Below are 24,252 nucleotides of genomic sequence, written 5' to 3' on the forward strand. Positions count from 1 at the left end.
TTGAACCAAATTAAATTACAACAATTATTACAAGCTTTTTTTATAGAAGATATCGGTGAAGGTGATCTTACAAGTCAATCTATTTTTCCAAAATCAAGAATTGGCGAAGGGAAAATGATTGCAAAGGAAGCGGGAATTGTTGCTGGAGTTGAATTAATTAAAACAGGATATTTATTGCTCGACCAGACAATTGAAGTTCAACTATTAAAGGAAGATGGTGATTACCTTGAGAAAGGAGAAATCATCGCGACCGTAAAAGGACCAATGGGTCAACTACTAACAGGTGAACGTGTGATTTTAAATTTATTACAGCGAATGAGCGGAATTGCGACTCTAACAGATAAGGCGGTAAAAGCGTTAAACAGTGATCATACAAAAGTGTGTGATACAAGGAAAACCACACCTGGTTTAAGAATGCTTGAAAAATATGCAGTAACCTGTGGTGGTGGGTATAACCATCGATTTGGACTGTATGATGCAGTCATGATTAAGGATAATCATATTGCCTTTGCTGGCTCAATTACGAACGCTGTGAATGCGGTTCGGGCAAAAGTAGGGCATATGGTCAAAATTGAAGTTGAAACGGAAAGCAAGGAACAAGTTCTTGAAGCAATTGCGGCAAATGCTGATGTAATTATGTTTGATAATCGTACACCTGAAGAAGTGAGTGAATTTGTGAAGCTTGTACCTCCTACAATTAGAACGGAAGCATCAGGCGGCATTACACTAGATGATTTAGCTTCCTACCAACATACAGGTGTTGATTTTATCTCGCTTGGAGCTTTAACACATTCGGTGAAGGCACTTGATATTAGTTTTAACGTTAGTGATAAGGGGGAATTATAATGAATATTTTAGAGCTTCTAAAAAAAGATCAAGATCAACAGATGCCTGAAGAATATAAGCAGTTATCAGTAGAAGAAATGGAAAATAGAGTGAAAGAAATAAAAGAAAGAATGGGTACCTCTTTATTTATTCCTGGTCATCACTATCAAAAAGACGAGGTTGTTCAATTTTCAGATTCAACAGGAGATTCTCTTCAATTAGCTCAAGTGTCTGCACAAAATAAGGATGCTAAATACATTGTGTTTTGTGGTGTTCATTTTATGGCTGAAACAGCTGACATCCTTACAAGCGATGAACAAGTGGTGATTTTGCCTGATATGCGTGCAGGCTGTTCGATGGCCGATATGGCAAATATGGATCAAACAGAACAGTGCTGGGAAGTATTAATGGAAACGTTTGGTGATACGATTCTTCCATTAACGTATGTAAATTCAACTGCTGCTATCAAAGCCTTTGTTGGTAAAAATGGTGGAGCAACGGTTACTTCATCTAATGCACAGGAAATGGTGAAATGGGCATTTACACAAAAAGAACGAATTCTTTTCTTGCCTGACCAACATCTAGGTAGAAATACGGCATATGACATTGGCATTCCATTAGACCAAATGGCTGTTTGGAACCCCATTTCAAATAAATTTGAATATGAAGGCGATTTAAATGATGTAAAGGTGATTTTATGGAAAGGACACTGTTCGGTTCATGAAAACTTCACAGTCGCTAATATCAAAGAAGTAAGAGAAACAAAACCAGATATGAAGATTATTGTTCATCCAGAATGCTCACGAGAGGTTGTAGCTCTTTCAGATGATAATGGGTCAACAAAGTACATTATAGATACGATTAACAACGCACCAGCGGGCAGTAAATGGGCAATTGGTACAGAAATGAACTTAGTTAAACGAATCATTGATCAACATCCTGATAAAGAAATCATTTCACTTAACCAAAACATGTGCCCCTGTTTAACAATGAATCGAATTGATTTACCGCATTTGTTATGGACATTAGAAAGCTTAGAACAAGGTAAGGTTGTAAACCAAATTTCAGTAGAAGAAGAAATCGCAAGAGATGCTGTTTTAGCATTAGAAAGAATGCTTCAGCGTTAAGATGCTATAAATGAACCCAAGTCACAGGTCGTGATTTGGGTTTTTTAGTATTTGGATAAAATACTTAAGTCAATGACCGGGTAAGACACGATAGGTGTGGAGGAGATAAAATTGTGAAGTCGTGGATAAAACTGAAATAGTCGTGGATAAAACTGAAAATGTCGTGGATAAAATCGAAAAAGTGATGATAAAAGTCCAAAGCCGCTGTTAAACAACTAAAAGTCGCGGAAAGACTTATAAATACAAACTTTTAACGAGTTTTAATCTAAGATATATTTATGTTAAAAAAACAAAGTTTATCATAATCCGTTTCATTTGCGCATAAGTTTTTGTGAAGAATAGTGGCAATCTGCCTATCGTCACATACAATGTATAGACTTATGTACAGGAGGGGAAAATCACGTGAAAATCCATATTGTGCAAAAAGGGGAGACTCTTTGGAAAATATCTCAAAAATATGGCGTAGATTTTGAAGAACTTAAGAAATTAAATTCCCAACTGAGCAATCCTGATATGATTATGCCTGGGATGAAAATAAAAATCCCAAGTGGGAATGTTCATGTGAAGAAAGAGCAAGTTGCAAATACTAGTCCGGTTCAGAAAGAAGCACAAGTGCCGAAAGAACAGCAAGTGCAGAAAGAACAAGTAAAGAAAGAACAAGTAAAGGCAGAGCATCCTTACAAGGATATATCGCCAGCACCTTCGCCGGTTCTAGGTGTTGAAGAAGCACTTCCTAAGAAAGAAGCTGTAAAGCCAACACCAAAGGCACCATACGTACCTAAAATGCCAACATCTATTGATGTGGACGTAGATCTAAATAATCAAATGAATGTCAATATGCCGATCAGTAAGACGAATGTGTTTCCAGGAATGATGAAGCCAGAATGGGATGAAGTTGAATCAGTCAAAGAGGAGCTTCCACCAAAAATGCCTAAAATGCCTGAAATGCCAAACTTACCTAATGTACCAGCAGGTTATACACCACCACCACAAGTCGCTGGAGTAACGGACACACCTTATTGTGAGCCAATGACACCGGTGATGCCAGGAGCAGGATTTGACTTTCCAGGAGTACCACCAATGCCTGGTGGCGCGCCAGTAGGTCCAGTACCAGGAGGTTATCCACAGGTGGCACCAACACAGGGATTCCAACCGAATGTGCCTACAGATTTTGATGAAGATGATGATCTAGATTTACCACCTGCTCCACCATGGAACACAGGAGTACCAGGAGCAGCAGCTGGAACTCCATATCCAGGAGCACCAGGAGCAGCAGCTGGAACTCCATATCCAGGAGCACCGGGAGCAGCAGCTGGAACTCCATATGCAGGAGCACCGGGAGCAGCAGCTGGAACTCCATATCCAGGAGCACCGGGAGCAGCAGCTGGAACTCCATATCCAGGAGCACCGGGAGCAACTGGAACTCCATATCCAGGAGCACCAGGAGTAGCTCCAGCGGGAACACCATACATGGGAGCACCAGATTTTGCGCCAACAGGAGCACCATATATGGGGACACCGGGAGTAGCTCCAGTAGGAACTCCGTACATGGGAACACCTGGAGCAGCACCGTTTAATCCTGCACCATATGGCGGTTATGCAACACCTCCTGGTTACGGTTTTCAGGGACCAGTTGGACCAATGAGAAATGAATATCCTGTTTTACCAGGAATGTATGAGGAAGATTTTGAGGATGACGTAGATGCTGATGACACACCTGGAGCTTATAATGGACCTGGAACTGTAGCACCTGCAGGATATCAAGGATATCCACAACCACAGATGCCACCAATGGGATACCAAGGATATCCTCAACCACAGATGCCGCCAACGGCTTATCAGCAGCAACCATTCCCTCCTCATGGGAAAGATTGTGGATGTGGTGGTCCTACACCAATGCCACCACAAGGTTATCCAGGAGGCCCAGGGTATGGAGGCGCACCAAGTCCAGGCTATGGAGTGCCAGCCCCAGGAGGATATCCGACAGCACCAGGATACCCTGCTCCAGCGCCGGGGTACGGTGTGGCACCAGGGTTCGCACCTGGTACACCAACATATGGCATGGGAATGAATCCTTATGACCCAACAAGATCAATGCCATACAATCCGATGTTTGAATTACCTGATTTCGATGATGAAGAATCTGATGATTAACTAAATTTTTAGGAGCCTTGCTGAATATCAGTGAGGCTCTCTTTTTTTACATCCCACTTTAATATAATAAAGAATTATCGTTCAATCTTTCAGTTCCAAATCAACTTTTTTTCGATACTTTTCTGTCTCTTCTTTATTAAGCTGATATACTTGTTCGACCCTTGGAGGCTTCCTAGTAGGATCTAAGTAGGCAAATGCGACGCCTAAAAGATATCCCAAAGCAAACATGCTCTTTTTAGTGGTTTTGAATTTTCTTCTTTTTCTAATACCCATCATCTACCAACACCTTCTTTTGTATTAAACTAACCATTATAATCAGTAATCAGTTTTAGTGTTTAAAATTAAATCTCCCAACAATTTATTAGGTTCTCAAATACTAACAGCTATAATAATTCCCCTTTTAGGCAATCTATATATGAGCGTCAAAAAGTATTAAATTACTTGATACATTTTTGATGTGAAGAAAAAGGGGGTAATTGCGTTGAAGAAAACACTATTTACATTATCTGCAACTGCAATAATGATGGGTGGTCTTGTTGGGTGTGCTGGCAATAATGATGCAATGGACACTAACTACAATACCAATGCAACTCGACCGATTGGTTATTACTCCAATGAAAATACAGAACGAAATGGTAACGCTCGTACACTTACAGATAACGACGGTCCTATAACAGAAATGTTAGACCGTGCAGGAGATCGTGATAATAATCGTGGTGCTAGAACAAACCGTACTCTTAATGAACGTAATTGGGGTACAAATAACACTGGGGATGTAAATCATAGACGAAATAACACTGGGATCTTCAGTAACCGTAATGAGAATAACAATGGTTTATTAGGTCGTAACAACCATAATTACCGCAATGGGAACGGAGTACTTGATAATGATAATAACACAGGTATCTTCGGAACAAATAATAACCGAACAAACAATTTTGGTACATTAGGTAACAACCGTGACCAACATGCAGGTGTTAATAGAGCAAACGATAATCGTTTCTTTAATTTTGGTGCGGTAAGAGATAACAATCATTACGGTACCAACAATACGACTCATAGAAGTAATAACTTCTTTAGTGGTCTTCGTGATAATGGTAACTTTGGTACATTAGGAACAGACCGTGATAATCTTGATGGAAACTATGCAACTTCACCATATGCAGTACCTGGTAATCCCTATGCTGCTCGTGGAAACAAAACAATGGAACATAACAAACATGATCGTGCGGATTTAAATTATCATGGACATGTTGATGACAATACAGACCAAGCAAGAAACTCTGCCTATTACACAAATTACAATGGTGATTTAGCAGACCGTATTGTTGAGCGTGCTGAGCGTGTCAAAAACGTTGATGATGCTCATGCTGTTGTTATGGGTGATGATGTTGTCGTAGCTATTGATACAAATGATAACAATGACAAAAATGTCACAAATGAAGTTGAAGATTCAATTAAATCTTTGACAAAAAACAAAGATGTTCGTGTGATCACTGATGAAGCTACATTTACTCGTGTACGTGACATTAATAATGATATGCGTACAGGACACACAACTCCAGATACGATTAATGAAGATTTAGGCGATTTATTTGAAAACATTGGACAAACCATTCGTCGTCCTTTTTCAAACAACAAATAATCGTTAATTAATGGTTGGGTCAGTCCTTTCTGGGCTGGCTTTTTTTGGAAAATTGATATTTAGGGGAGGGGATAGGACTCATAAGAGGAAAAAGTCCCGCTATTACATTTAGTTGGGGCTTAAGAGGCAATATAAGGGGAGAAATTCCCGTAAAATTCACTAATGTATGACTAAATCTAAAGGTTAGGTTCATATAAGTGGAAATTCTCCCGTTATTTTTAGGGAAATGTTGATATTTCCCAGTATAAGTGGAATTTTTCCCTTTAAATTCAACCACAGTGGGATCAATAGTATACAATGTTTTCGTGGAAGAAGTGTGGTGGAGAAATGAACTCTTTGTATGATAAAGGAGTAAAGGGCATAGAATACAATTTATCGGATTTTCACTAAACAAAAGGATCGGGCTTTGCTCGGTTTTTCTTACGATGAAAAAAAGTTGGATAACTTTACTATATTTGGTCACACTATTTGTATGAGGAGCTTAGCACTGTTGTAATCTAAGTCCAAAGCAATATCCCAATCAATTAAGTAACTTTCGTAAGAGGTGGTTATTATGAAACGTATTCTTTACATATTAGGAGTTATCGCTACATTTCTTTGTATGACAGGCTTTCAAACGGCTTCAACTGAAGGGAATGCTACGACAAATCAAAATCCTGTGGATGATAGTGATTTTGAGGTGACTGGGCCTTTAACAATGACAGTGATATTAGAGCGTGTTTATTTAGATGGAGAAGTTAGTGAAGAGATTGTTGAAGAAACGATTTGGGCTATGGAAGACTTTTGGGCGGAATATGCTGATTGGCAAATGATACACTCAGACGAAGAACAAGTGGTATTCCAGCAACATGTTGATGATATCTCGCCATTATTAAAATCAAATGGCTACTTTGGAATAAGTGAAGATGGAGTCTTAACCATTTTTGATGGCCGACCTTCAAAGTCCAATAAGGTGATACAATCATTTTTCCAAATAGACATTGAAAAGCTTGAAAGTAGACAACATAATATGTTGAAAAAAGGGATAAAGGTTGGATCGAAATCTGAATATATCAATGTGATTGAAATATTCAAAACCTTTACAGCTTCCCCATGAAAGATTACGTAGATAGACTAGTGAGTTTTTTTAGCTCCTAGTCTTTTTCCTGTTTATATGTCTTTTTTTCGCGAATATGATAAAATGGTGTACAGCTATGAAGAGGAGAGGTCTAAGTAAGTGATTGAATTTATTAGAGGAAAAATAGATTATGTAAGTCCAGAATACATTGTGGTTGAAAATAATCAAATTGGCTATTTAATGTATACACCAAACCCATTTGTATTTCGAAAAAATGAGAAAGAAATAGTCACCATTTATACATACCAACATGTGCGCGAAGATATTTTAGCGTTATATGGTTTTAAAACGAGGGAAGAAAGAGCTTTGTTTGTTAAACTCTTAAACGTATCAGGAATTGGTCCGAAGGGTGGCTTAGCTATTTTAGCATCAGGACAACCACAACAGGTTGTTTCAGCGATAGAAAATGAAGATGAAAAATTCCTTGTTAAGTTCCCAGGCGTCGGGAAAAAAACAGCTCGACAAATGATTTTAGATCTTAAAGGAAAACTACAGGATATGATTTCACCAACAGACATTGATTTATTTTCTGATGACTATGAAGCTGAAATCAAACCAAGCAATACATCATCAGCATTAGAAGAGGCGATCGAGGCCCTAAAAGTACTTGGCTTTGCGGAACGTGAAATAAATAAGGTTGTACCACAGTTAATGAGTGAAGTGATGACAACCGATCAATATATTAAAAAAGCTCTACAAAAGCTTCTTAAATAAGGGGGAGTATGATGGAGGAACGTCTTGTTTCAGGTGAACCAGATTTTGAGGATTCATCCCTTGAACAAAGTTTAAGGCCCCAGACACTTAATCAATATATTGGCCAAACCAAGGTGAAAGAAAATTTAGCGATCTTCATTAAAGCGGCCAGAATGAGGGAAGAAACGCTTGATCATGTGTTATTATACGGCCCGCCAGGTCTCGGTAAAACGACGCTTGCAACCATTATTGCAAATGAAATGGGTGTAAATATCCGTACAACCTCCGGGCCAGCAATTGAAAGACCAGGAGATCTTGCAGCGATATTGACAGCTCTTGAACCAGGGGATGTATTGTTTATAGATGAAATCCATCGTCTTCAACGATCTGTTGAAGAGGTTCTTTATCCTGCTATGGAGGATTTTTGCTTAGATATTGTGATTGGAAAAGGTGCAGGTGCACGCTCAGTCCGTATTGATTTACCGCCTTTTACTCTTGTAGGCGCAACCACACGTGTAGGATCTTTATCAGCGCCCTTACGTGACCGCTTTGGTGTTCATAGTCGCCTTGAATATTATGATGAAAAGCAATTAGCTGATATTGTAGAAAGAACTGCTGAAATTCTTCAGGTTGAGATTCATCCACATGCAGCAGAAGAGGTTGCACGGCGTTCTCGGGGAACACCAAGGATTGCTAATCGATTACTAAGACGTGTCCGTGATTTTGCTCAGGTTAGTGGTGAAGGGATTATTACCACGGAGATTGCCGATTCTTCATTAGAATTACTACAGGTAGACCGTTTAGGTTTAGACCATATTGACCATAAATTACTTAAAGGGATTATTGAGAAATTCCGAGGTGGACCAGTGGGACTTGATACTATTGCAGCTACGATTGGTGAAGAGTCACATACCATTGAAGATGTGTACGAACCATATTTGCTTCAAATTGGTTTCTTGCAAAGGACGCCTCGTGGGAGAATTGTCACAGAGATTGTTTACAGGCATTTTCAGATGGCTGTTCCAGAGGAGTGAGAGTATGGGGAAAATGTTCATCATAATTGGTATTGTTTTTGTAATTATCGGTATGATTTGGCAGTTCATTGGAAAACTACCTGGTGATATCGTTTTTAAAAAGGGAAATACAACATTTTATTTTCCAATTGTTACTTCCATTGTCGTCAGCGTTATTTTATCATTAATTTTTTATGTGATTGGACGTTTTCGATAATAAAAGTCGTGATGCTATCATCACATAAAAGATTATTTTAAAGAATAGGTGAAGATTAGATGAAGGTTGATTTATTTGATTTTGATTTACCAGAAGAATTAATTGCCCAAACTCCATTAGAGGATCGTGAAGCATCACGCTTAATGGTTCTTCATAAGGAAACAGGTGAAATTAAACATACACACTTTCGTTCAGTATTAGATTACTTGAATGAAGGTGATTGTTTGGTTTTAAATGATACAAGAGTGTTGCCTGCAAGATTATATGGAACCAAAGATGATACAGGTGCAAAAATAGAGGTTTTGTTACTTAAACAAATTGAGGGAGACCATTGGGAGACCCTTATTAAGCCTGCTAAACGTGTAAAACCAGGAACAGTCATTAACTTTGGTGATGGATTGCTTAAGGCTGTTTGTACAGGTGAAAGTGACCATGGCGGGAGAGTATTAGACTTTCAATATGATGGTATTTTTTATGAGGTGTTAGACCAACTAGGTGAAATGCCACTTCCACCTTATATAAAAGAACAGCTTGATGATCGTGATCGTTATCAAACTGTTTTTGCAAAAGAACGGGGTTCAGCCGCTGCACCAACAGCAGGTTTGCACTTTACCGAACAACTCTTAGATGATATTAGAGCTAAGGGAGTTCATGTTGCATTTATTACATTGCATGTGGGTCTTGGAACCTTCAGGCCAATGAGTGTAGATAATATCGACGAGCATGAAATGCATGCTGAATTTTACCAAATGACTGCTGGAACGGCACGACTGTTAAATGACGTAAAAAAGAATGGTGGTAAAATCGTCTCTGTCGGTACAACATCGACTAGAACACTTGAAACCATTGCAACAGCTAATCATGGGGAATTTGTAGAAAGTAGTGGGTGGACAGATATCTTTATTTTCCCTGGATATGAATACAAAGCCATTGATGGTCTAATCACCAACTTCCATTTACCAAAATCAACACTCATTATGCTTGTAAGTGCACTAGCGGGACGTGAAAATGTCCTCCATGCATACCAAACAGCAGTAAAGGAAAGATACCGTTTCTTCAGCTTTGGAGATGCAATGCTTATTATTTAAGACTGAATAGTTTCTAAAGAGGTATACACACTTAGTGTGGAATGAGCGTAGAGCCATGCCACTCCTGCGGGATATACGGTATAGGGGAGACCCCACAGGAGCTTTGCGACGAGGAGGCTCCCCACGCCGCCCGCGGAAAGGGCATGGATCGGAGCGAATGGAACTACACTACCTGAGTTTTTTTAAATATTTTATGAATGAAGTGAGTTCGAAGGGAGTATTATTACATTGACAGCAGCAGTTACATACGAGCTTATAAAAACATGTAAGCAAACCGGAGCAAGATTAGGAAAGGTCCACACACCACATGGTTCATTTGATACACCTGCATTTATGCCAGTAGGCACACTTGCAACCGTAAAAACCATGTCACCAGAAGACTTAAAAGAACTTGGTGCAGGAATTATTTTAAGCAATACATATCACCTATGGCTAAGACCAGGTCATGAAATTATCAAAGGCGCAGGCGGATTACATAAATTTATGAACTGGGACCGCGCGATTTTAACAGATTCAGGCGGTTTCCAAGTATTCTCTTTAAGTGAGTTTCGTAAAATTGAAGAAGAAGGTGTTCATTTCCGTAATCACTTAAATGGAGACAAGCTGTTCTTATCACCTGAGAAGGCGATGGAAATACAAAATGCACTAGGCTCAGATATTATGATGGCCTTTGATGAGTGCCCACCATACCCAGCAGAATATGATTATATGAAGGCGTCTGTTGAGCGTACAAGCCGTTGGGCTGAACGATGCTTAAAAGCCCATGCAAGACCACAGGATCAAGGTTTATTTGGGATTGTCCAAGGTGGAGAATATGAAGAACTTCGTAAACAAAGTGCTCGTGATCTTATTTCTATGGACTTCCCAGGCTATGCTGTAGGCGGATTATCGGTCGGTGAGCCAAAGGATGTTATGAACCGCGTCTTAGAGTTCACAACACCACTTTTACCTTCAAACAAACCAAGATATTTAATGGGAGTCGGTTCTCCGGATTCATTAATTGATGGAGCTATTCGCGGAATTGATATGTTTGATTGTGTATTACCAACACGAATTGCAAGAAACGGAACATTAATGACAAGCGAAGGAAGACTTGTTGTTAAAAATGCAAAATACGCTGAAGACTACGGACCGATTGATCCAAATTGTAGCTGTCATGTGTGTCAAAATTATAGCAGAGCATATATTAGACATTTAATTAAATGTGAAGAAACATTCGGAATTAGACTTACTACTTATCATAATCTTCATTTTCTGTTAAAATTAATGGAGCAAGTTAGACAAGCTATTATGGAGGACCGTCTTGGTGACTTCCGTGATGAGTTTTTTGAGCAATATGGTTTTAATAAACCTAATGCTAAAAACTTCTAACTTCTATTGGTAGTGGAGCTAACGTTAGTCAAATTAGTTTTGCGTAAATTCCGTTATCATCCAATTTGACTATTCTTTTGTAATAGGGAAAAGGGAAGAACATATTTTTGAAAGGGGTGACAATAAATGGAAATTTTAGGTACAGTTGGACCATTAATCTTAATGTTTGCGATTTTCTACTTCTTATTAATTCGTCCACAGCAAAAGAAACAAAAAGCTGTAGCACAAATGCAATCAGACCTTAAAAAGGGTGACAAGATTGTAACAATCGGCGGCTTACATGCAATCGTTGATGGAATTGACGAAGATAAGGTTATCCTTAAAGCTGGAGATGGATCACGTCTTACATACGACCGTCAAGCTATTCGTGACGTAAGAAATGACTAATTCATAGCGAGAAAAAAGCTATCTTTTTGTGTTTTTATAACATGAAGAGGTGGCTTTTTTTATTTTGGCGTTTAGGGGATGGATTAAAACTATATAGAAATATGTGCCGAAATGATCCTAAGGATTTCTGATGTGCTTACTTGGGATAATATAGGAGGTGAAGTGAATCAAAGGCCTGCAATGATGAAGTTACTCCAGCAAAAGGAGAGACGAAGTGAATCATAGGCCTGCTTTGACGTAGTTACTCCCGCAAAACCAGCGACGAAGTCAATCAATAGCCTTGCAGTGATACGATTACTCGAGCAAATTCACCACTAAAACAAAAAAAGAGATGCAATAAAAACTCGTGCACCTCTTCCTTAACAAGCATATCAATCAGCAGTTCTAGAAGGCGTCGTCATATTTACTCCAAAAATTCCACCAATCATAGCTGTCGCTAAAAATCCTGCATGATAAACACTTTGCTCTGTTGTAAACGTTGCATCATGTCCTAAGTACTGGAATATGAACACAACTAAGCTGTAAAGAAGTCCTGTTGTCCCACCCATTAACCAGCCTTTTTCTTTTCCTTTTCCACCTGAAATAAAGCCCCCGATAAACAATGCTAAGAATGAAACACCTACAATAATCCACTGTAGAGATGCTTCTTGCACAGATGAGAACCTTAATATTAGTGAGAAAAGTAAGCTAGTGAGTACAATCACTGCAAAAATGGCTGTGATTCCATAAGCTGTTGCCAATCCAATTTTCTTCATGTTATCTCCTCCCCAAATGATAATCCTAAAAAACTTCGGAAACTGTCCTAGTACGAGCATATTCATGTCCAAAAAAAAATAGAATACAAATATTTTTTAGGACTACCATCATATGATTAATAAAGAAGATTTCTACTTAGAGGATATGGGACATGGAAGGGGATTGAGGGATGGTTACAACGTTAGCACTAGTGATATTTGTCCTAAGTTATATAATCATTATGTCTGAAAAATTAGATCGGGCCCTGATTGCTTGTACAGGTGGCGTATTAATGCTGATTGTCGGTATTTTTACAGTTGAGACTGCCTTTTTAAAATACATAGATTGGAGTACAATTGCGTTATTATTATCAATGATGATTATTGTAACCATCACTAGTAAAACAGGGGTATTTGAATTTGTTGCTATCATGTTAGCAAAGCTGGTTAATGGAAGAGGGGTTCCATTATTATTTGCGATTGCTCTTGTGACGGCAATAGGTTCTGCATTTTTAGCAAATGTGACAACCGTTTTATTATTAGTACCAATTGTTTTAACGTTGGTAAAGATATTACAGGTTCCTGCGGTACCATATCTTGTTGTCATTATTATTTCTTCGAATATTGGAGGAGCTGCAACATTAATTGGTGACCCACCCAATATAATGATTGGTCAAGCTGTGGAGCATTTAACCTTTAATGCATTTTTAATACACCTTTCACCAGTGGTAACACTTATTTTTTTCATTACTTTCATTGGACTTGCGTTATTGTATGGCAAGAGGCTAAAAGTATCAAAACACAATCAATTAAAGCTCAAACAAATTGATGCACTAGAATATGTTACCTTTGATTCTGTGTTGTTTAAGTCTGTTGGGGTTTTAATTCTTACAATTTTCGGATTTATTTTTCATCCATTTATTCATGTAGAGTTAACAAGTGTAGCTATGGCGGGTGCGTTGCTACTTCTTCTATTAACTCATCAAGAACACAGAACTGATGATGTGTTTAAACAAGTAGATTGGGGCACTTTATTCTTTTTTATCGGACTCTTTTTACTCGTGGGTGGGTTAGAAGAAGTGGGGGTAATTGACGAGCTATCAAGAGGAATGATTTATTATACAGAAGGGGATTTACCAAAAACAGCGATGCTTATTTTATGGATGACTGGCATTTTATCTGGATTTGTTGATAATATTCCATTTGTTGCTGCAATGATACCAGTTATAAATGAATTCAAGGAATATGGAATGACTAATCTAGATCCTTTATGGTGGTCATTGGCCTTAGGAGCGTGTCTTGGTGGAAATGGTACCCTACTTGGATCCTCGTCGAACCTTGTTGTAGCAGGATTAGCTGCTAAGGAAAAGGAACATGTAAACTTTATTGAATTTCTAAAAGTTGGTTTACCTGTCGTCCTTGTATCACTTATCGTGTGTACGGTTTATGTTTATTTTCGATATTTGCTACCATTTATGTAGTAGTTAAAAAACGGTACAAATTTAGATCGGAAAAATTGCCTCTCTATAGAGGTTTTTTTTCTATGAAAAAAAGGAAAGTTCTGGCCATTATTTTTTACATGTACTTGTTTATACTAAAGAGGAAATTTATAGTATGAAGGAGTCCATAAATGGAGGAATATATCGTTATTGCTCTGCGTACGTTGATTTTGTACATAGCCATTGTCATTATCTTTCGTCTAATGGGAAAACGCGAAATCGGGGAGCTAAGTATCCTAGATCTTGTCGTTTTTATTATGATTGCAGAAATGGCAGTGAAATCCATTGAAAATCCCAATGAATCGATGTTAAATACGTTGCTGCCGATGGCAATCTTGATGAGCATTCAAATTACACTCGCTTATCTTTCGTTAAAGAGCCAAAAGGTGAGAGATTTTGTTGATGGAAAGCCAACCGTCATTATCAATCAAGGGAAAATTGATGAGGAAGCAATGCGGAAGCAAAGATATAATTTTGAGGATTTACTGATTCAGCTGCGAGACAAAAATGTAAAAAGAGTGGCAGATGTCGAATTTGCCATATTAGAGCCATCTGGTAAGTTATCTGTCCTAGAGAAGAATAATAAAACCACTGAGTTTCCCTTAATACTTGATGGGGTTGTTCAAGAAGAGCATGTAATTGCTTTAGGAAAAACAAATCTGTGGCTTCGGCAGCAGCTTCGAGAGCTAGGGTATAAGGATTTAAAAAAGATATCTTATTGTAGTTATGGTAATGGGACTTTTTTTATAGATTTAAAAGACGAAAAATAAAAACAAGTAACCTTTGATAATGGCTACTTGTTTTTATTTTGTGGAAGAAAGATTGCTAGAGGTTTCCCGATGACTGGAATTCTTTCCATCTCTTCCTTTTTAATTAAATTGAAGACGATTAGTAAAATACCATAAACAATAGACGTGATGATTAAAGCAAGAATGGTTTTATAAGCGAGAGACATTTCACTCATATATTCAAATGAATAATGACCTGCAAAACCAGCACATACCATCGTTAGAAAGCTTTTAATATAATCTTTTACATAGAAGCTATATGAAATCACTTTAACAATGGTAGAGAAATGTAATAGGGTGACAAGGACCATTCCTATCATGATAGCTAATGCGGCACCCATAATGCCAAGTGATGGTTGTGAAGCCAAAATGAATATCAATGCTGTTTTAACGGCGGCACCGATAATGCTATTAATCATGGCAGCACGGGCAAGGTCAAGTGCTTGCAATGTCGCCTGAAGTGGGCCTTGGAAATAGTGAAAAATGAAAAATGGTGCCATCACTTTCACGAAAATGGCTGCATTATTAGTTCCGTACATTAATTCCATGACTGGATCTGCAAAAACATATAAAACAACAACTGCTATTCCACCAGATACAAGTGATAACCTGAGAGCTTGTTTTAATCGATGCTCAATTAAGAGAGATTTCTTTTGAGCGGCGGCTTCACTAATAGCAGGTACAAGAGAGGTTGATAAAGCAGCCGTAATAAAAGATGGTAAAAACAGCAATGGCATCGCAAACCCGGTAAGTTCTCCATATTGCCTTGTTGCAATATGTGTAACCACTCCTGCAATCGCAAGACTTTGAGCAACGACAATCGGTTCGAAAAACCATGCTACTGACCCTACTAGGCGACTGCCTGTAGTTGGGATGGCAATACGTAATAAATCATTAAAGGTATCTTTTCCAGCTTTGACCGCCTTGAAAAAGTCTGTTCTAACTTTAACTCTTTTCTTTGTTTTAAACATCCAAACCATATAAAACAAGGATACTAGTTCTCCGATAACTGCTGAAATCATAGCACCTGCTGCTGCATATTCAATTCCATACGGAAGAAGTGCATTCGTACAAATTGCTACTAGTGTAATTCTCACAACCTGCTCAATCACTTGAGAGATTGCAGCTGGCCGCATGTTTTGACGTCCTTGAAAATAGCCCCTTAAAACAGAGGATATTGCAATGATTGGTACAATCGGTGAAATCGCAATTAGTGGGTAATATACTCTTTCATCAGTAAATACCGTTTCTGATAAAATTGGAGCTAAAAAGATCATCCCAGGAGTGAAGATTAAACTGAGTGTTCCAGTGATAGATAAGGAAACAACTAGGATTTTCTTTATTTTTGCCCTGTCACCCTTAATTTCTGCCTCGGCCACGAGCTTAGAAATGGCTACAGGTAATCCCATTTGGGTTAAGGTGATGGTTAGTACAAAAGTAGGTACTGCCATCATGTAAAGTCCAACACCTTCTTCACCAATTAACCTCGCAACGACGATACGATTAATAAAGCCTAGTACCCGAGTGATAAGTCCGGCTATAATCAGTATCAATGTACCTTTTAAAAACGATTGTTTCGACATTCAATTCCCTACCTTCTCAAAAAAGGTGTTATCATTTACAATTAACTATATGCAAGTTAGGTGGCCAAGCATGACAAGTATTATTTGAAAGGTTATTGAATACCTTTAAAACAATCAAATAATTCTTGAGGTGATATAATGAAAGAAGCAATTCGAGACTATTTAGTAAGAAATTTGGACTTTTTACCACCTGAGCTTGTGACCATTGTAGTATCAGCCATACCGATTTTAGAGCTTAGAGGGGGACTACCATTAGCGTACATATACTATGATTTAAGCTTATTAACCTCCGCTTTGCTAAGTATTGTAGGGAATATCCTTCCCATTGTTCCGTTGTTGTTGTTATTTAAGCCTATTAGCTCAATACTAATGAGATTTAGCTGGTATAAAAAGATGTATGACTGGCTCTATCATCGAACAATGAGTAAGAGTGGAAAGGTCGAAAAATACGGGGCAATAGGGCTCATTCTATTTACAGCTTTACCATTACCCACAACAGGTGCCTGGTCTGCATGTGTAGCTGCCTCAATTTTTGCGATTCCCTTTAGATATGCTTTCATAGCTATATCAACAGGAGTAGTCATTGCAGCTGTTATTGTTAGCTTAGGGATATTATCGATTTCAATTTTTTAAAATTTGGCAATGTTAAATGTTTAATGTTTGATTAACTCTGACTTAAATGACCTAAAATCTTATACCGTTATGCTTAGCAAATAGGTGCTACGGAAAAAATGATTTTAGCAGATCAACAGTGGAGTTTAACGTAGCCTAAAATCAGGGGGCAAAACAAAGTGGAAAATAGGTATGAACAATTTCGTGAAACTGTAAAGCCTGCATTAAAAAGTAAAATAGAAGAGTTTAAATTATATGGGTATGATTCTGTAAAAGAAGATGAATTATGGAATTTTTTATGCAAGAAAAAGTGGAAGCGAGATCGTGATGAAAAGCGTCTATATCAGGTTGTAGAAGATATCTTATCAGTTAAAGTGGGAGAATATATGAACTATGCTACAGTAGAAGCATTTAAATCTCCTGATTTCTTTAAAGATCAAGGATTAAAAGAGTTAAGTAAGCTATTGTAAATGTAAAAAACAGAAACCTTATTGTCTACATTTTGTCAAAAAAAGGTGGACCCTAAAAAAAGTTTGTTTCATTCTCTGTTTGACAGGGTATAGGCATTGTTTCATAATGAGATTATTGACGAAAGTTGGGAAATGAAACGTTTTCCTAGGATTTAAAGGAGGCACTACATAGTAATGGTTAAAAGAGGACGCATTGTTGCGTTTTTCCTGATTGTGTTACTACTAGCTGGTACAATAGGATTGACGACAAACAACATCTTAAACAACATTAAGCTTGGACTAGATTTACAAGGTGGCTTTGAAATTCTCTATGAGGTAAAGCCTGCTAACAAAGGAGATGTTATTGATAGAAAAGCACTAGTTAGTACTGTTAATGCATTAGAAAAACGTGTTAATGTGCTTGGTGTAAGTGAGCCAAATATACAAATTGAAGGTGAAGATCGAATCCGCGTTCAATTAGCAGGAGTCTCAGATCAAAATAAGGCGAGAGAAATTCTATCAACTGAAGCGAAATTAACATTCCGTGATGTAAATGATCAGGTCTTATTAGACGGAACGGACCTTGTTGAAGGTGGAGCTGCTCAAGGCTTTGACCAGGAAAATCGCCCAGCTGTTGGGATTAAATTAAAAAGCGCTGACGAATTTAGACAAGTAACTGAGCAAGTGTTGAACATGGGCGCAGGTGAAAATCTTCTAGTAGTATGGTTAGACTTTGAAGAAGGCGTTGATTCTTTTAAAGAAGAAGTAACGAAGCCTAACCCTAAATTTCTATCAGCACCAGCTGTAAGCAAAATACTTAATGAATCAGATGTTCAAATACAAGGGACATTTACAATTAAAGAAGCTCAGGAGCTTGCAGCACTTTTAAACGCAGGGTCATTACCAGTTGAGTTAGAGGAAATGTATTCAACTTCTGTGGGAGCTAAATTTGGGGAACAAGCTCTTGATAAAACCATTTTTGCAGGAATCATCGGTATTCTTATTGTTTTCCTATTTATGGTTATTTTCTATCGATTCCCTGGAGTAATTGCAATTATTACCTTAAGTGTATACATCTATTTAATTTTATTAGTCTTTGATTGGATGAATGGTGTACTGACTCTACCAGGTATTGCTGCTTTAATTCTAGGTGTGGGTATGGCCGTCGATGCCAATATTATAACGTACGAACGAATCAAAGAAGAATTAAAGCTAGGTAAAACACCTTTATCAGCTTTTAGAGCGGGAACACGTCGCTCGCTATCGACGATTTTTGATGCAAACATCACAACACTTTTAGCTGCAACTGTTTTGTTCACTTTTGGTACAAGCTCTGTTAAAGGGTTCGCTACGATGCTAATTATAAGTATTCTAGCGAGCTTTATCACAGCGGTTTTTGGAACTCGCCTTTTATTAGGACTATGGGTCAATAGCCGTTTGTTAGATAAGCGCGTAGGATTCTTCGGAGTGAAAAAATCAGAGGTTGCGAATATTGCTGATGTGGATGATGACACAGATGTTCCAACGATATTTGATAAAGTAGATTTTGTAAAACACCGTAAGAAATTTTTCTTGGCTTCAGCCATCTTTGCCGTTGTCGGAGTTGGTCTTTTATTAACATTGAAGCTAAATCTGGGTATTGATTTTGATAGTGGTACAAGAATTGAGATTCTTGCCGATCGACCTTTAACTAGTAATGAAATCTCCACTGAGTTAAGTAAGTTAGATCTTGAACCGAGAGATGTCATTTTATCAGGTAACAACAATGAGATTGGTGTTGCGCGCTTCCTCGGGGTATTATCTAAAGAAGAAATCGCGCAGGTCAAAGATCACTTTGTTGAAGTGTATGGAGCAGAACCAAGTATAAGTACAGTTTCACCAACAGTAGGAAAAGAACTGGCTCGTAATGCATTTATTGCAGTGATGATTGCTTCCATAGGTATTATTATTTATGTAACCATTCGATTTGAAATAAATATGGCATTAGCAGCAATTGTTGCTTTACTACATGATGCATTCTTTATCATTGTTGTGTTTAGTATTCTACGAATTGAAGTAGATATTACCTTTATCGCCGCCGTTCTAACAATTGTCGGTTATTCCATCAATGATACGATAGTAACGTTTGACAGAATACGTGAGCTTTACAAGAAGAAAAAGAAAGTCAAAACATTTGATGATCTTGCAGATATTGTGAATCGTGCCCTTCGTCAAACATTTACTCGTTCAATCAATACTGTAGTGACAGTAGTTATCACTGTATTAGCATTGTTATTCTTAGGTGCAGAATCCATTACTAATTTCTCGTTTGCGTTATTAATTGGATTAATTTCTGGAACCTATTCTTCATTATTTATCGCTTCCCAATTATGGTTAATATGGAAGCATAAGCAGTTAGGTAAACCGAAGAAGAAAGTAGTAGAAGACGATTTAGAGCCGCAAATTTAAAAATAAAAAAGCCTAAAAGCTGTCCTTAGGGCAGCTTTTTGACTTGTATTCACCCATGTTCCCAACTCTTAGAAAGGCACTATCAAATTCATTAGTAGAACTTTAAACGTTAAAATGTGGTGATGAACATTAGTTTTGGTTACAATAACTAAGGTACTCTAATTCTCATGGAAATTTACCGGGAAGGATGGTTATACCTTGGAAAAAGATCGTTTCAAGCAAGCAGAATTTGCAGCCATGGTTGGTGTGGTTGGAAATATAATTTTAGCTATTGTAAAATATGTAGTTGGTGTGATGGCTGGTAGTAGAGCGCTAGTAGCCGACGCAGTACATTCTGCTTCAGATGTAGCGGGTTCTTTTGCTGTGTATATAGGGGTTCGCGCAGCAAAACAACCACCCGATGCTGACCATCCATATGGACACGGAAAGGCAGAGTCCATTGCGGCAATTATTGTTGCAGTTCTTTTATTTTTAGTAGGGATTGAAATCGGGAAATCTTCGATTGAGTCCTTCTTCATTCCGATTGAAGCTCCAAAATCATTTGCTATTTATGCCGTAGTGCTTTCTATTGTGGTGAAAGAGTGGATGTTTAGATATAAGTTCAAACTGGGTAAAAGAATTAACAGTGATGCTGTTATTGTCAATGCGTATGAACATCGTTCAGATGTGTATTCATCAATTGCAGCATTAATTGGGATTGTTGGAGCAGTCTTTGGAGACAGTATTGGGGCGCCGTGGCTTGTTTATGGAGACCCTGTAGCCGGACTTTTTGTTTCTGTTCTTATTTTAAAAACGGCCTACAAACTCGGTAAAGAATCCATACATACAACATTGGATCATGTTCTACACGAAGAGGACACAGAAGAATTAAGACAAACTGTTTTAACACATCCACAAGTCAAAAAAATTGATGCATTACATGCTAGAGAACATGGACATTACGTTATTGTTGATTTGAAGATTTCGGTTGATCCTTATATGACTGTTGAGGATGGCCATAAGGTTGGAAAGCAAGTGAAGGAAAAACTAATACAAGTCGATAATGTTCATGACGTATTTATTCACATCAATCCTTACTCCCCAGATGAGGATTGAAGGTTTAGGAGTTGGTAAAATGAAAAGACAATGGAGTCTAATTTTAGCGTTTTTATTCGCGCTAATCGTTGCTATCTTTGCTGTAATTAACGTGGACCCGGTTGAGGTTAATTATTTATTTGGTACTGCACAATGGCCACTGATTTTAGTTATTATTTCTTCTGTTTTAATGGGAGGATTCATTGTGGGGGCTGTAGGGGTGTTTCGTTACTATAGCTTAAGTCGGAAAGTTAGGCTACTAGAAAAGGAGAACAATGCTTTAAAAACTAAGCAGGTTACTCCAGAGGTAATGGATGAAGAGCAAGAAGAGGAACTAAAGGAAGAAACGAAAGAATAATTATACTGGAAATGAATTGATTCAATTGAAACCCCTCATCACCTTTTGTATAATAGGATGGTTGAGGGGTGAATTTATGTTAGAGTCAAAAACACGTTGGAATGTGAATCGTGCAAAAGAAGAACTAGTTATTGAATTAGCTAGTCAATTAAATATTGCACCTCTAGTAGCATCGTTGCTCGTAAACCGAGGGTTCAACACGGTTGAAGATGCGCGAGATTTTTTATTTATAGAAAAGTCAGAGTTTCATGATCCATTTCTATTAGATGGAATGGATATTACGATAACTAGAATAAAAGAAGCAATTGAAAGATCAGAAAAAATTCTTATTTTTGGTGATTATGATGCAGATGGAGTTAGTAGTACAACGGTTTTACTAACAGCATTGAAGGAAAGCGGTGCGGATGTTGATTTCTATATCCCGAATCGTTTTACTGAAGGATATGGTCCTAATGAACCTGCATTTAGATGGGCGAAAGAAAGTGGATATAAGTTAATAATTACTGTCGATACAGGGATTTCAGCACTACGTGAAGCAGATGTAGCAAAGGAATTAGAACTAGATTTAATTATTACTGACCACCATGAACCAGGGCCAGTTTTGCCTGATGCATTTTCAATTATCCATCCAAAAAAGCCTAATTGTTCATATCCATTTAAAGAACTAGCTGGAGTCGGTGTGGCATTTAAGGTTGCTCATGCATTACTTGGACGGGTTCCTGAATCACTGTTAGAAGTAGCTGCAATTGGAACGATTGCAGATCTTGTTCCCCTTGTTGGGGAGAATCGATTACTAGCGAAAAAAGGGATCGGAGCACTAAAGACTACTAATAGAGTAGGAATCAAGGCATTACTTCGTGTATGTGGCGCTGAACAAAGCGAAGTGAATGAAGAGACAATTGGTTTTGCAATTGGACCAAGAATTAATGCGGTAGGTCGCTTGGATAACGCAGATCCTGCAGTCCATTTATTAATGACGAATGATGAAGAAGAAGCGAAAAGTTTAGCCATTGAAATTGATCGTTACAATAAGGAACGTCAACAGCTAGTAAATGAAATGACGAATGAAGCGATTAAAGAAGTAGAGGACAATTATCCTCCTGAGAAAAACGGTGTCCTTATTATTGCGAAAGAAGGCTGGAATGCAGGAGTGGTCGGAATTGTTGCCTCAAGATTAGTGGACCGGTTTTACCGCCCAACAATTGTGTTAAGCATCGATCACGAAAAAGGAACCGCAAAGGGCTCTGCCAGAAGTATTGAAGGTTATAATCTTTATGAAAATCTATCAACTTGTCGTGAAATACTTCCGCACTTTGGTGGTCATCCGATGGCAGCAGGTATGACTCTACTCATAGAACATGTAGACGAGCTGCGTGAGCGCTTAAATAAGTTAGCGGAAGAACAGCTTTCGCCTGAAGATTTTATTCCCGTTACAAATGTTGATCTCGATTGTTCGATTGAAGAAATATCAATTGATACAATTAGTCAAATCGAGCTATTATCACCTTTTGGCATGCATAATCCAAAACCTAAAGTTCGAATCAAACATGCGAATATCCAAAACATTCGTAGAATCGGTACGAATCAAAACCATATCAAAATGGTATTTGAGGATAACGGGGTGTCATTAGATAGCATTGGTTTCGGTTTTGGCGAAAAATACAATGAAATTTCACCAAGTGCAAAAGTTTCAGTTATTGGTGAACTCTCAATCAACGAATGGAATAACTTCAGAAAACCACAAATCATGCTACAGGATTTAAAAATTGATCAATGGCAGCTCTTTGATATGAGAGGGAATAAACAATTCAAGGACTCAATAGCGAATATTTCAAAGGAAAAGCGAAAGTTAATTTCCTTTAATGAAGAATTAGTGTTGAATTCTGTGTATCAGGATCATAAAGATGAGATACTACTAATAAATGATATCGAAGATGCAAAACAATATTCGTTTGAAGGCTCATATCTTTGTTTACTAGATCTTCCTAGCGATGAGAAAATCTTAACATCCCTTTTAGAGCCAACTTTGCCGAGTAGAATTTATACATTCTTTTCTACAAGTCAAAATCACTTTTTTAGTACGATACCAACGAGAGAACATTTTAAATGGTATTTTGGCTTTTTAGCTAAAAAGGGTGTTTTTGATTTAAATCGCTATGCTTCAGACCTTGCCAAGCATCGAGGATGGTCAAAAGAAACGATAGATTTCATGTCACAGGTGTTTTTTGAACTAGAATTTGTTAATATAGACAAGGGAATCATCTCATTATCAAATCAACGCAAGAAAAGAGACTTGACTGAATCGAAAACTTATCAGTTAAAACAACAACAAATTGAATTAGAAAATAAATTTTTGTATTCATCATATCAACAGTTAAAGCACTGGTTTGATTCTATAAATAATGGTTCGCTTAAATTTGAGGAGGCAATGAACTAATGGATTTAAAGAAGTTTGTAACAATTGTACCTGATTACCCGAAGGAAGGTATTCTTTTTAAAGATATCACTCCTTTAATGAATGACGGAGAAGCATATAAATATGCGACAGACCAAATTGTGAAATATGCACAAGAAAGAGAAATCGATCTTGTAGTAGGACCAGAAGCAAGAGGATTTATCATCGGTTGTCCGGTTGCATATTCGCACGGTGTAGGGTTTGCACCTGTTCGTAAGGAAGGAAAATTACCTCGTGCGGTAATTAGACAAGAGTATGGTCTAGAGTATGGTAAAGATGTTTTAACCATTCATAAAGATGCAATCAAACCAGGTCAGCGTGTATTAATCACGGATGATTTACTTGCTACTGGTGGTACAATTGAAGCGACCATTAAATTAGTTGAAGAACTTGGCGGAATCGTTGCTGGTATTGCATTTATCATCGAGCTAACATACCTAGATGGCCGTGATAAATTAGATGGATACGAAGTTTTAACATTAATGCAATATTAAATAAATAGTTATGAGCACTCCAATGAGAGTGCTCTTTTTTTAATTAGTAAAATGTCTAACCACATTGATACTGCTTTAAGTAAATGGTAAGATACGACATAAATAAATTTTTAGTTAATAC

Annotated in this window: 22 protein-coding genes and 1 pseudogene; 20 read left to right on the forward strand and 3 right to left on the reverse strand. The window is 37.7% G+C overall.

The genetic code is table 11. The annotated features are described in order from the left end of the window. From nadC to safA, 3 genes and pseudogenes are all read left to right on the forward strand, one after another. Positions 1-846 carry a carboxylating nicotinate-nucleotide diphosphorylase gene (nadC, locus tag BK579_RS10685; protein ID WP_078545371.1) on the forward strand — a complete coding sequence of 282 codons (846 nt, stop codon included), beginning with the start codon at positions 1-3 and terminating at the stop codon, positions 844-846. Further along, on the forward strand, positions 846-1,952 hold the full coding sequence (gene nadA, locus BK579_RS10690) for a quinolinate synthase NadA (protein WP_078545373.1): 1,107 nt from the start codon (positions 846-848) through the stop codon (positions 1,950-1,952). Before nadC ends, nadA begins: the two co-directional genes overlap by 1 nt. A 402-nt stretch (positions 1,953-2,354) precedes the next feature. Further along, a pseudogene (gene safA / locus BK579_RS27035) lies at positions 2,355-2,547 on the forward strand (SafA/ExsA family spore coat assembly protein); the annotation flags it as partial. A 1,640-nt stretch (positions 2,548-4,187) separates the two neighbouring features. Here safA and BK579_RS10700 read toward each other — a convergent pair. Beyond that, on the reverse strand, positions 4,188-4,379 hold the full coding sequence (locus tag BK579_RS10700) for a hypothetical protein (protein ID WP_204524705.1): 192 nt from the start codon (positions 4,377-4,379) through the stop codon (positions 4,188-4,190). A gap of 208 nt (positions 4,380-4,587) precedes the next feature. On the opposite strand from BK579_RS10700, the gene BK579_RS25585 reads away from it, so the two are divergent. From BK579_RS25585 to yajC, 8 genes are all read left to right on the forward strand, one after another. Further along, positions 4,588-5,751 carry a YhcN/YlaJ family sporulation lipoprotein gene (locus BK579_RS25585; RefSeq protein WP_078545379.1) on the forward strand — a complete coding sequence of 388 codons (1,164 nt, stop codon included), beginning with the start codon at positions 4,588-4,590 and terminating at the stop codon, positions 5,749-5,751. 553 nt (positions 5,752-6,304) lie between these two features. Next, positions 6,305-6,847, forward strand: coding sequence for an intercompartmental signaling factor BofC (locus BK579_RS10710; RefSeq protein WP_078545381.1), 543 nt, complete (start codon positions 6,305-6,307; stop codon positions 6,845-6,847). Positions 6,848-6,967: 120 nt separating this feature from the next. After that, positions 6,968-7,582 carry a Holliday junction branch migration protein RuvA gene (gene ruvA, locus BK579_RS10715; protein WP_078545383.1) on the forward strand — a complete coding sequence of 205 codons (615 nt, stop codon included), beginning with the start codon at positions 6,968-6,970 and terminating at the stop codon, positions 7,580-7,582. Between the two features lie 11 nt (positions 7,583-7,593). Then, positions 7,594-8,595 carry a Holliday junction branch migration DNA helicase RuvB gene (gene ruvB, locus BK579_RS10720; RefSeq protein ID WP_078545385.1) on the forward strand — a complete coding sequence of 334 codons (1,002 nt, stop codon included), beginning with the start codon at positions 7,594-7,596 and terminating at the stop codon, positions 8,593-8,595. Between the two features lie 4 nt (positions 8,596-8,599). Then, on the forward strand, positions 8,600-8,791 hold the full coding sequence (locus BK579_RS10725; protein WP_078545387.1) for a DUF2905 domain-containing protein: 192 nt from the start codon (positions 8,600-8,602) through the stop codon (positions 8,789-8,791). Positions 8,792-8,850: 59 nt separating this feature from the next. Beyond that, on the forward strand, positions 8,851-9,879 hold the full coding sequence (queA, locus tag BK579_RS10730) for a tRNA preQ1(34) S-adenosylmethionine ribosyltransferase-isomerase QueA (protein ID WP_078545389.1): 1,029 nt from the start codon (positions 8,851-8,853) through the stop codon (positions 9,877-9,879). 228 nt (positions 9,880-10,107) lie between these two features. Continuing rightward, entirely contained in the window at positions 10,108-11,250 is a 1,143-nt protein-coding gene (gene tgt, locus BK579_RS10735) for a tRNA guanosine(34) transglycosylase Tgt (RefSeq protein ID WP_078545391.1), read from the forward strand. 126 nt (positions 11,251-11,376) lie between these two features. Further along, positions 11,377-11,637, forward strand: a complete 261-nt coding sequence (gene yajC / locus BK579_RS10740; protein ID WP_078545393.1) for a preprotein translocase subunit YajC — start codon at positions 11,377-11,379, stop codon at positions 11,635-11,637. 371 nt (positions 11,638-12,008) lie between these two features. Here the strand turns inward: yajC and BK579_RS10745 are convergent, their stop codons facing one another. Further along, the gene (locus BK579_RS10745) at positions 12,009-12,392 is read right to left on the reverse strand and encodes a TIGR04086 family membrane protein (protein WP_078545395.1); all 384 of its coding nucleotides are present in this window, start codon (positions 12,390-12,392) and stop codon (positions 12,009-12,011) included. Positions 12,393-12,562: 170 nt separating this feature from the next. Here BK579_RS10745 and BK579_RS10750 point away from each other — a divergent pair, with 170 nt between their 5' ends. Then, positions 12,563-13,852 carry an ArsB/NhaD family transporter gene (locus BK579_RS10750; protein WP_078545397.1) on the forward strand — a complete coding sequence of 430 codons (1,290 nt, stop codon included), beginning with the start codon at positions 12,563-12,565 and terminating at the stop codon, positions 13,850-13,852. Between the two features lie 149 nt (positions 13,853-14,001). Then, positions 14,002-14,640: a DUF421 domain-containing protein gene (locus BK579_RS10755; protein WP_078545399.1), complete on the forward strand. Its 639-nt coding sequence runs from the start codon at positions 14,002-14,004 to the stop codon at positions 14,638-14,640. 23 nt (positions 14,641-14,663) lie between these two features. On the opposite strand, the gene spoVB is transcribed toward BK579_RS10755, so the two are convergent. Continuing rightward, a complete protein-coding gene (gene spoVB, locus BK579_RS10760; protein WP_078545401.1) occupies positions 14,664-16,241 on the reverse strand; it encodes a stage V sporulation protein B in 1,578 nt (525 codons plus the stop codon). A 138-nt stretch (positions 16,242-16,379) separates the two neighbouring features. Here spoVB and BK579_RS10765 point away from each other — a divergent pair, with 138 nt between their 5' ends. From BK579_RS10765 to BK579_RS10795, 7 genes are all read left to right on the forward strand, one after another. Continuing rightward, positions 16,380-16,874, forward strand: coding sequence for a COG2426 family protein (locus BK579_RS10765; protein ID WP_078545403.1), 495 nt, complete (start codon positions 16,380-16,382; stop codon positions 16,872-16,874). Between the two features lie 158 nt (positions 16,875-17,032). Next, entirely contained in the window at positions 17,033-17,323 is a 291-nt protein-coding gene (locus tag BK579_RS10770; protein WP_078545405.1) for a post-transcriptional regulator, read from the forward strand. 174 nt (positions 17,324-17,497) lie between these two features. Beyond that, positions 17,498-19,750: a protein translocase subunit SecDF gene (secDF, locus tag BK579_RS10775; RefSeq protein WP_078545406.1), complete on the forward strand. Its 2,253-nt coding sequence runs from the start codon at positions 17,498-17,500 to the stop codon at positions 19,748-19,750. Positions 19,751-19,987: 237 nt separating this feature from the next. Next, positions 19,988-20,845, forward strand: a complete 858-nt coding sequence (locus tag BK579_RS10780) for a cation diffusion facilitator family transporter (RefSeq protein ID WP_078550520.1) — start codon at positions 19,988-19,990, stop codon at positions 20,843-20,845. A gap of 19 nt (positions 20,846-20,864) precedes the next feature. Next, positions 20,865-21,182, forward strand: coding sequence for a LapA family protein (locus BK579_RS10785; RefSeq protein WP_078545408.1), 318 nt, complete (start codon positions 20,865-20,867; stop codon positions 21,180-21,182). Positions 21,183-21,258: 76 nt separating this feature from the next. Then, the gene (gene recJ, locus BK579_RS10790; RefSeq protein ID WP_078545410.1) at positions 21,259-23,619 is read left to right on the forward strand and encodes a single-stranded-DNA-specific exonuclease RecJ; all 2,361 of its coding nucleotides are present in this window, start codon (positions 21,259-21,261) and stop codon (positions 23,617-23,619) included. Continuing rightward, positions 23,619-24,131: an adenine phosphoribosyltransferase gene (locus BK579_RS10795; protein WP_078545412.1), complete on the forward strand. Its 513-nt coding sequence runs from the start codon at positions 23,619-23,621 to the stop codon at positions 24,129-24,131. Before recJ ends, BK579_RS10795 begins: the two co-directional genes overlap by 1 nt. Positions 24,132-24,252 lie beyond the last annotated feature (121 nt).

This window comes from Litchfieldia alkalitelluris (genome assembly GCF_002019645.1).
In the GTDB taxonomy this organism is placed as follows: domain Bacteria; phylum Bacillota; class Bacilli; order Bacillales; family Bacillaceae_L; genus Litchfieldia; species Litchfieldia alkalitelluris.

Coding starts and splice junctions, on each gene's coding strand:
- BK579_RS10725 (WP_078545387.1), top strand. CDS start 8,600: ATGGGGAAAATGTTCATCATAATTGGTATTGTTTTTGTAATTATCGGT.
- BK579_RS10755 (WP_078545399.1), top strand. CDS start 14,002: ATGGAGGAATATATCGTTATTGCTCTGCGTACGTTGATTTTGTACATA.
- spoVB (WP_078545401.1), bottom strand. CDS start 16,241: ATGTCGAAACAATCGTTTTTAAAAGGTACATTGATACTGATTATAGCC.
- BK579_RS10795 (WP_078545412.1), top strand. CDS start 23,619: ATGGATTTAAAGAAGTTTGTAACAATTGTACCTGATTACCCGAAGGAA.
- nadA (WP_078545373.1), top strand. CDS start 846: ATGAATATTTTAGAGCTTCTAAAAAAAGATCAAGATCAACAGATGCCT.
- BK579_RS10780 (WP_078550520.1), top strand. CDS start 19,988: ATGGTTGGTGTGGTTGGAAATATAATTTTAGCTATTGTAAAATATGTA.
- yajC (WP_078545393.1), top strand. CDS start 11,377: ATGGAAATTTTAGGTACAGTTGGACCATTAATCTTAATGTTTGCGATT.
- recJ (WP_078545410.1), top strand. CDS start 21,259: ATGTTAGAGTCAAAAACACGTTGGAATGTGAATCGTGCAAAAGAAGAA.
- BK579_RS10765 (WP_078545403.1), top strand. CDS start 16,380: ATGAAAGAAGCAATTCGAGACTATTTAGTAAGAAATTTGGACTTTTTA.
- queA (WP_078545389.1), top strand. CDS start 8,851: ATGAAGGTTGATTTATTTGATTTTGATTTACCAGAAGAATTAATTGCC.
- BK579_RS10710 (WP_078545381.1), top strand. CDS start 6,305: ATGAAACGTATTCTTTACATATTAGGAGTTATCGCTACATTTCTTTGT.
- ruvB (WP_078545385.1), top strand. CDS start 7,594: ATGGAGGAACGTCTTGTTTCAGGTGAACCAGATTTTGAGGATTCATCC.
- BK579_RS10750 (WP_078545397.1), top strand. CDS start 12,563: ATGGTTACAACGTTAGCACTAGTGATATTTGTCCTAAGTTATATAATC.
- BK579_RS10700 (WP_204524705.1), bottom strand. CDS start 4,379: ATGGGTATTAGAAAAAGAAGAAAATTCAAAACCACTAAAAAGAGCATG.
- BK579_RS10745 (WP_078545395.1), bottom strand. CDS start 12,392: ATGAAGAAAATTGGATTGGCAACAGCTTATGGAATCACAGCCATTTTT.
- BK579_RS10785 (WP_078545408.1), top strand. CDS start 20,865: ATGAAAAGACAATGGAGTCTAATTTTAGCGTTTTTATTCGCGCTAATC.
- secDF (WP_078545406.1), top strand. CDS start 17,498: ATGGTTAAAAGAGGACGCATTGTTGCGTTTTTCCTGATTGTGTTACTA.